This window comes from Thermococcus sp., assembly GCF_027066465.1.
Classification (GTDB): domain Archaea; phylum Methanobacteriota_B; class Thermococci; order Thermococcales; family Thermococcaceae; genus Thermococcus.
In genome coordinates, this window is record NZ_JAMONU010000162.1 from 1 (window position 1) to 7,172 (window position 7,172).

The following is a 7,172-nucleotide window of genomic DNA, read 5'->3' on the forward strand; positions in this document are numbered from 1 at the left end:
GGACAGCGAGAAGAAGTTCCTGGGGAGGAAACCAAGGAGGAACGCGGACGAGAGAATCCAGAGGCCAAAGAATAGGAAGAGGAGGGCTTCATGGTCGGGGTAGAGAAGGAAGGCAAAAAGAACGGGGAGTATCGAGAGGTATTTGAGACCCCGCTCCGTTTCGCCCTCGAGGAAAAGCTCCCCCAAGGCGGTAACGTTGCCGGCCCACAGAAGGGAGGAGAAAAAGGCAAGCCCCACCACGTGAACGGCCTTCTCCCCCGAAAAAACGGGGACAGCAAGACTGAGCCATGCCAGGGAGTAATAGAGGAGGGCATTTCGACCGGTAACGTGGTAGTTGTAAAAGAGCAGGACGTAGGAAACGAGCAGGGCAACTCCTACCGAAAGGTCAAGATAGTTCACCTGCAACCTCCTCCACCCGGGCGAGGATTTCCTCCTCGTCGAGCGTAAGAACTTCGCGGTCGAGCATTAAAATTTTTCCGTCAACTATCGTCGTCTCGACGTCGTTGCCGTTGGCGGAGTAAACGATGTGGCTCACCACGTCGTGAACCGGCCTCAGGTGGGGCCTGTTGAAGTCGAAGATGACTATATCCGCGAGGTAGCCGGGCTTTATGACGCCCGCATTGAGGCGCAGAGCTTTAGCGCCGTTCTGTGTTGCCATCTTGAAAACCGTCCTTGCATCTGCAACCGTAGGGTCGAGGTTGTGGACCTTGTGGAGTAAAGCGGCAAGCTTCATCTCCTCCACCATGTCGAGGTTGTTGTTGCTGGCGCTCCCATCGGTTCCGAGGCCGACGTTGACGCCCGCATTGAGGAGCCTCTGGAGGGGCATCACACCGCTGGCGAGCTTCATATTGCTGGCGGGATTGTGGGCAACCGTGACGCCGTTCCTCGCGAGGATTGAGACGTCCCTGCTGTCGAGCCAGACGCCGTGCGCTATTATCACGTCGCTCCCGAAGAAGCCGATGTTGTCGAGGAGCACAACGGGGCTCTTTCCATAGCGCTCCTGAATCTTTCCGAGCTCGGCCATCGTCTCGGCCACGTGAATCGTTATCAGCTTCCCGTGCTCGTCCGCAAGCTTCCTGACCTCCTTTAACAAAGCCAGGGAGCACGTGTAGGGGGCGTGAGGCCCGAAGACGAAGTGAACCCTGTCGGAGTTGAGGCCCTCGATGGCCCTCATCTCGCGGAGGGCTTCTTTAATCTCCTTTTCAGTCTTCTCCGGGTCCCCGAGGTCTATCATGCCGTAGCTGAGGTAACCCCTCAGACCGGCCTCAAGGGTTGCTTCTGCAACAGCGTCCATATGAAAGTACATGTCGAGGAAGGTCGTCGTGCCGGTCTTAATCATCTCGAGCGCTCCGAGGTAAGCCCCAACCTTGATGTGCTCGCGCGTCAGCTTCGCTTCCCTCGGCCAGATGTGCTTCTCCAGCCACTCCATCAGCGGTAAATCGTCGGCGAGACCGCGAAGGAGACCCATCGGCGAATGGGTGTGCAGGTTAACGAAGCCGGGAGAAACGACCTTTCCGGTAGCGTCTATAACGGTATCAGCTGACTCGTTGATTCCCTTTTTGACCTCTACGATTCTGTTGCCCTCGATTAGAACGTCCGCTCTAACGACCTCAAGGTTTTCACCGTAAACCACGTAACCGTTCCTGATGAGAATGCTCATGCCAATCCCCCCTTTTAAAGGGGTATGTTTCCCAGAGAAGTTAAAAAGGTTTCACCCATCGCGAGGGTCCGCCGTTGGACGGAGCGGCAGGAGGAAGGGATGGCAAAAAGAGGACAAAAATTCACACGAACATCGTCTTCAGGACATCGGCGCAACCGCACTTCCTCTCCTCTGGAATCCTCGGGATGCCCCTCTTGAGAAGCTCCTGAACCTTGTAGTTGTTCTCGGCCATGACCTTTAGGACCTCCTGCGCGTCGACTGGCTTATCGGCCCAGACGTCGTAGTCCGTAACCGTTGCGATGTTCACGTAGCACATTCCGAGCTCCCTAGCTAAGTTTATCTCGGGAACGAGCGTCATGCCAATGATGTGGGCGTACTGCCTGAACATGAAGCTCTCGGCCCTCGTTGAGAACCTCGGGCCTTCGATGCAGACGTAGGTGCCCTTCTCGTGGACCGGGAAGCCGAGCTCTTTTGCCGTCTCGTAGAAGATTTTCCTCATCTCGGGGCAGAAGGGGTCGGCCATCGATACGTGGGCCACTTTAGGCCCGTTGTAGAAGGTGTAGTCCCTCTTCTTGGTGAAGTCAATGAACTGGTCGGTTATCACTATGTCGCCCGGCTTATACTCCTCGCGGAGCGAGCCAACTGCCGTAACGCCTATGACCCTCTCGACGCCGAGCTCCTTGAGCGCCCAGATGTTCGCGCGGTATGGAACCTCATGCGGCGGGAACTCGTGGTGCTTGCCGTGCCTCGGTATGAATGCCACCTCAACGCCCCCTATTTCGCCGATTTCCACCGGAGCAGAGGGCCTGCCGTAGGGCGTGTGAACCTTCAGGGTTTCCTTCGGCTCGAAGACGCCGTAAACCCCGGAACCACCTATGATGCCTATCCTCGGCATGGTCATCACCGCCTTAAATGCTCGCTCCCCTCATATAAGGATTGTCTCTCCAGTGGAAACGGAACCCCCCACGATGACTGGCGTCTTTTATCTCCCGTTCAATCAGCACTTGTCTTGAGGAAATTAAGAGCAGTTAACAGCAGTAGAGACCCGTACCAAAGAATGACCCAGGGAAGAAAGACAAGTGCCGTATGGGGATAAACCCCATCAAAGAAAACACTTGGGAATTCAAAGACGAGAGCAGTGACCACATAGGTCATTAGGAGGGGTTTTAGGGGCAGTCTGCCACTTGCAATAATGATTTCCAAGATGGCCATGAGGGCTATGTAACCCCACCATGCAACGGTTGGCAGTCTTTCGAAAATCCAAAAGTTGTACATAACCGTTAGGAAGAGCGGGTATGAGAAGGCAAAAAACCTTAGAAAAAGCCTCAGAAAAAGGAGAAGACAAAGCGAGCTATTCATATTTCGCGCCACCACCTTCGTGCCCATAAGCATCACCGGAAAATTTTGAACCCATTTTGAACCCAGATGTTAAGAGATTTTTCCGTGAGCGATACGCGGTTATCAATTAGGAATCTTTTTTGATGTTCTCCAAAATACCAAAGACAGCTATCAAAAAACTCACCGCAACAAGTGCAAGGAACCATCTCGCCCAAGTCCAAGAGATAGCAAACGAGATCGCAAAGAACACACTGGAGGGGACATAAAAACCCAGCGGATTTTCATTAAGGAACTCAAGGAATGCACTTATCGACAGAATCCACAGGACGAAAACTATCAAAACGCACGGAAGGTTATAAAGTTGGAGGGTTATGACAGAGCACACTGGATCCGGCAGAATTCCAAAAGACACAACAAAAAGAACAACAGCCATAGAAATGAGAAGGAAAGGCAGGGCGAGCCTCCTTACGTCCATGAGGTATACCCCCAGTTTTTATCCATGTCCGGATTAGAATCAACAGTATCCATTAAATGATCCCATACGTTGCTAACATAAATCGCCACAGAGATACTGTACGGACGTTCCCCCGTTTCGTGCTGAGGCCACATCTGCATTGCATACGTTTGTTCCACGCATACTCCGTTAGCACATATGTTACTCCAAGTTCCAGCAAACTTTATAGTGCCCTGCTCAACGGTAATGCTTTCTATATCCTCGCATCCATAGCGACTATTCCTTCCCGGATACGCTACACAGCGAATCTTATCATACACAGCATCAATTGCTGGATCAGGATGGTCTTCATCATAAAAATGAATCTCATAGGTCACTTTTGTAGAGGCATACCTGACAACTATTTTGGATATCCCATTATGCCCATCCACATCATAACACTGTCCCAGTGAATCACGTCCCTTGCCACCATCCAAATCAACTCTAACCTGCACCCACCAGTGGATTGGATAAGGAATCGATGAGCTCATCGGAGCGTAGTAATAGTCATAAACCTTGCTCCCTGCTTTTACTGAGGCAACTTTAATGGGCTTCACCACGAGAGTTTTTGCGTTCTTAGGATAAAAGCTCTTCTGATAGAGATAGGATATGTAGTCGCTGATGAGAAGATACTTTAACTGCTCCCTCTGCTCTGGAGTCAAGTTTCCAGCGTAAGGTGCAATCTCAGCGTCAAGCTCCTTGTCAAACCACTGAAGAACGAGGTTTGTAAGCCGGTCCACAAAGTACGGGTCTTCCGAGATTCCCTTGGCCTTGCCCATGTCAATCTGGTAGCGGACGAACATATCAATCGCTGTCCATCCGCTTACGTCTGCCTGGGGCTTAGCACTAACAAACCCTGAAAAAACAAAAACAAACACCAGTACCCCTACCAAGAGTTTTGCCCACTTCAAGGACATCACCATTAAACATTATGTATTAGACTTATATAGTTTTCTACTTTTGATAGTTTAAAAACAAAAACTTAAAATGGAAAAATATGGACATTTTAAAAGAATTTTGTTATCTAGTCGTAATATCTCACATAATATCACGCCAAATCAATATAACACATAAACACCAACTCAGATTTTCTGAGAACGGCGGAATCCAAAACTTTAATAACCTTTGGGAACTAAATAATCCGGAGGTGGGGAAAGATGGAGAAGCCCGTGAAGCTCGTTCTTCCGGAGGTCAAGAGGCCAATTCTAATCGAGGGCTATCCAGGAATAGGACTGGTGGGCCATATAGTCGGAAACTTCCTGGCCAAGGAACTCAAGATGGACATGATAGGCTACGTCGAAAGCCCCTTCATACCCCCCATGAGCATCGTCCTCGAGGGAAAGCCCAATCCCCCGCTCAGGTTTTACGGCAAGGACAACATAATCGTGGCCGTGGCAGACATCTACGTTCCGCCCACGTTGGTCAACGAGATAGCGAGGGAGCTTGTGAGGTACCTCAGCGAGATGAAGGCCGAGAAGGTAATCTCCATCGGGGGAATCGGAATAGGCTTCTTCAAGGACAAGATGGAGGTCTGGGGGGTCGGTGCGAGGGAAGAGCTGAACAAGAAGCTCGAAGAGGCAGGAGCAAAAATACTCCAGTACGGCTCGATTATGGGCATGAGCGGAAAGCTCCTCTGGGAGGCTGGAAGGGAGGGACTCGAGGCATACGTTCTGCTCGGAGAGACGTTCGGCGACAGGCCGGACCCGAGGGCCGCTGCCAATGTCATCGAGGTCCTCAAGAAGCTCACACCGATTGAGGTTTCAACCGAACCGCTAATCAAGGAGGCAGAGATGATTGAGGAGCAGCTCAGGAAGATGCACGAGCAGATGGAGGAAGCCAGAAAGAGGGCGCAGAAGCAGTACGAGAGCATCTACCTGTGAGGTGGTAGCATGGAGGCGGTAATCCTTGCTGGAATCGCGAGGCGCGTTTTGGACGAGCTGCTCAAGAACCCGTACAGGACGATAGAGCTGAGGAGCGCGAGAAACGTTCTTGCAATCGAAGAGGCTATAAACGAAGCCCTCAGGCTGTTCCTCACCTACGACCCCTTTGAGGACGTTTCCACTGGAACCGAGGGACTCCTTGCGGAGCTTATAGATGCCAGGGAGCTTGAAACGAGAATTCCCTGGGAGGAGAGCGACGAGAGGGAAATAACCGTCTGCAGGGCGAAGGTGAAACTGGTAGGCCTCGGCAGGGTCGTCGAGGTCGAGAGAAGGGATGGAATCCTGATAGCAAAGGTCAGGGAGCTGTTCCCCCACGAGATGAACATAGGTTAAAACAGCCGGAGCTGTCTCCCCTTTGATTTCTTTTCCTTCTTCGGCGGTTCGAGCTTCCTGAATTCCAAACCCTCTTTTTCGAGCAGTTTTTTGGCGCCGGAGGTGAGCGAAGGGGCCACGAGAATTCCCCTGACGTTGTCGTGCTCCTCGCTGAGTGCCTCGACGTAGCGCTTGAGCTGGCTGACCGCGTGCAAATCGGCCCTTCTGCGCTTTAACTCGAGAACGACGAGGTTTCCGTCCCTGTCAACGCCGAGAACATCAACGATGCCGTGCTTAATCGGCTTCTCGCGGTAGAGGGGTCTGAAGCCCGGCTCTATGACCTCGGGGTTCTCGAAGATGAGCTCGGCCATCTCCGCCTCGCTGCCGGTCAAGGCGAGCTCCTCGTAGTCCTCGGCGTGGAAGACCGTGATGAGGTAAACCTCGTCGAGTTCTACCTCCAGCGTTTCCCTCGGCTTTCTCCTGATGGAGACGAGAACGGGCTTTTCGCGGAGCTCCAGCCGGACGACGCTCCCCGGCGGCTGCCAGTTGACCGGCTCGCGCTTCTCCTTCTGGTGTATCAGAAACGAACCGTCGGGCTTGACGATTATCACCCTGTCTCCGGGTCCGAGTTCGCTCTTTGCCCTGCCGTCGTAGTGGACCCGACAGCGGGCGAAGATTGTGAGCACTCCCTCCGAAGAAACGGCTGAATCGACGAGGAGCTTTATTTCCTCTGGAGACGGGTTCTCCCTGAGCTCAACCTTGGGCATGGAGAAGAGTTGGGGAGGGGATTAAAAAGGTTAATCCTCAACTCCCCTCTCGGTAATCCTGAAGACGGCCTCTCCCTCGGGCAGGTGCGGGCTGTCTATGAGCCTTGCAACCCTCTTTCCGGCCTTGCCCTTCCTGAGGTAGATTCTGAGCGTCGCGGAATGAGCGAGTATGTGGCCGCCGACGGGCCTCGTCGGGTCGCCGAAGAAGGCATCGGGCTTCGCCTGAACCTGGTTCGTCACGAAGACCGCTATGTCGTAGAGGTCGGCCAGACGGTGCAAATCTGCTAGGTGCTTCGCCAGCTTCTGCTGTCTTTCGGCGAGGGAGCCCCTGCCAACGTACTCGCTCCTGAAGTGGGCCATAAGCGAGTCAACAACGAGCAACTTAACCGGCCTGTCGGTTGAGGCCCTCTCCTTGATTATCTCCTCCGCCTTCTCAACGAGAAGCATCTGGTGGTTGCTGTTGAAGGCCCTCGCCACGTAGATGTTCTTCAGGACCTCGTCGGGGTCAAGACCTCTCGCCTCGGCTATCTGCCGTATTCTCTCGGGTCTGAAGGTGTTCTCGGTGTCAATCCATATCACCGAACCGCCAAGCCCGCCTTCTTCGGGCGGCTTCTGAACCATGACGGCAAGAGTGTGCGCGAGCTGGGTCTTACCGCTTCCAA

The 7,172-nt window shown here is 53.1% G+C and carries 10 protein-coding genes; 2 read left to right on the plus strand and 8 right to left on the minus strand.

Annotation, left to right across the window (positions count from 1 at the left end):
• The 6 genes from MVK46_RS07885 to MVK46_RS07910 all read right to left on the minus strand — a co-directional run.
• The coding region (locus tag MVK46_RS07885; protein ID WP_297536127.1) for a hypothetical protein at positions 1-399 on the minus strand (399 nt) is incomplete at its 3' end.
• On the minus strand, positions 386-1,660 hold the full coding sequence (locus MVK46_RS07890) for an amidohydrolase family protein (protein WP_297536128.1): 1,275 nt from the start codon (positions 1,658-1,660) through the stop codon (positions 386-388). The genes MVK46_RS07885 and MVK46_RS07890, both read right to left, overlap by 14 nt.
• A 121-nt stretch (positions 1,661-1,781) precedes the next feature.
• A complete protein-coding gene (locus tag MVK46_RS07895) occupies positions 1,782-2,555 on the minus strand; it encodes an S-methyl-5'-thioadenosine phosphorylase (protein WP_297536138.1) in 774 nt (257 codons plus the stop codon).
• A 98-nt stretch (positions 2,556-2,653) separates the two neighbouring features.
• On the minus strand, positions 2,654-3,046 hold the full coding sequence (locus MVK46_RS07900) for a hypothetical protein (RefSeq protein WP_297536129.1): 393 nt from the start codon (positions 3,044-3,046) through the stop codon (positions 2,654-2,656).
• Positions 3,047-3,125: 79 nt separating this feature from the next.
• On the minus strand, positions 3,126-3,473 hold the full coding sequence (locus MVK46_RS07905; RefSeq protein ID WP_297536130.1) for a hypothetical protein: 348 nt from the start codon (positions 3,471-3,473) through the stop codon (positions 3,126-3,128).
• Positions 3,464-4,402 (minus strand): hypothetical protein, encoded by a 939-nt coding sequence (locus tag MVK46_RS07910; RefSeq protein ID WP_297536132.1) that lies wholly within the window; start codon positions 4,400-4,402, stop codon positions 3,464-3,466. Before MVK46_RS07910 ends, MVK46_RS07905 begins: the two co-directional genes overlap by 10 nt.
• A gap of 246 nt (positions 4,403-4,648) precedes the next feature.
• Between MVK46_RS07910 and MVK46_RS07915 the strand changes: the two genes are divergently transcribed.
• Positions 4,649-5,371, plus strand: coding sequence for a proteasome assembly chaperone family protein (locus MVK46_RS07915; protein WP_297536133.1), 723 nt, complete (start codon positions 4,649-4,651; stop codon positions 5,369-5,371).
• Positions 5,372-5,380: 9 nt separating this feature from the next.
• On the plus strand, positions 5,381-5,764 hold the full coding sequence (locus MVK46_RS07920; RefSeq protein ID WP_297536135.1) for a DUF473 domain-containing protein: 384 nt from the start codon (positions 5,381-5,383) through the stop codon (positions 5,762-5,764).
• On the opposite strand, the gene nucS is transcribed toward MVK46_RS07920, so the two are convergent.
• Positions 5,761-6,510, minus strand: coding sequence for an endonuclease NucS (gene nucS, locus MVK46_RS07925; RefSeq protein WP_297536136.1), 750 nt, complete (start codon positions 6,508-6,510; stop codon positions 5,761-5,763). The genes MVK46_RS07920 and nucS overlap by 4 nt on opposite strands.
• A 30-nt stretch (positions 6,511-6,540) precedes the next feature.
• Positions 6,541-7,172: DNA repair and recombination protein RadA (gene radA, locus MVK46_RS07930; protein ID WP_297536137.1), on the minus strand; the 632-nt coding region annotated here is incomplete at its 5' end.

Coding starts and splice junctions, on each gene's coding strand:
- MVK46_RS07890 (WP_297536128.1), bottom strand. CDS start 1,660: ATGAGCATTCTCATCAGGAACGGTTACGTGGTTTACGGTGAAAACCTT.
- MVK46_RS07895 (WP_297536138.1), bottom strand. CDS start 2,555: ATGCCGAGGATAGGCATCATAGGTGGTTCCGGGGTTTACGGCGTCTTC.
- MVK46_RS07900 (WP_297536129.1), bottom strand. CDS start 3,046: ATGGGCACGAAGGTGGTGGCGCGAAATATGAATAGCTCGCTTTGTCTT.
- MVK46_RS07905 (WP_297536130.1), bottom strand. CDS start 3,473: ATGGACGTAAGGAGGCTCGCCCTGCCTTTCCTTCTCATTTCTATGGCT.
- MVK46_RS07915 (WP_297536133.1), top strand. CDS start 4,649: ATGGAGAAGCCCGTGAAGCTCGTTCTTCCGGAGGTCAAGAGGCCAATT.
- MVK46_RS07920 (WP_297536135.1), top strand. CDS start 5,381: ATGGAGGCGGTAATCCTTGCTGGAATCGCGAGGCGCGTTTTGGACGAG.
- nucS (WP_297536136.1), bottom strand. CDS start 6,510: ATGCCCAAGGTTGAGCTCAGGGAGAACCCGTCTCCAGAGGAAATAAAG.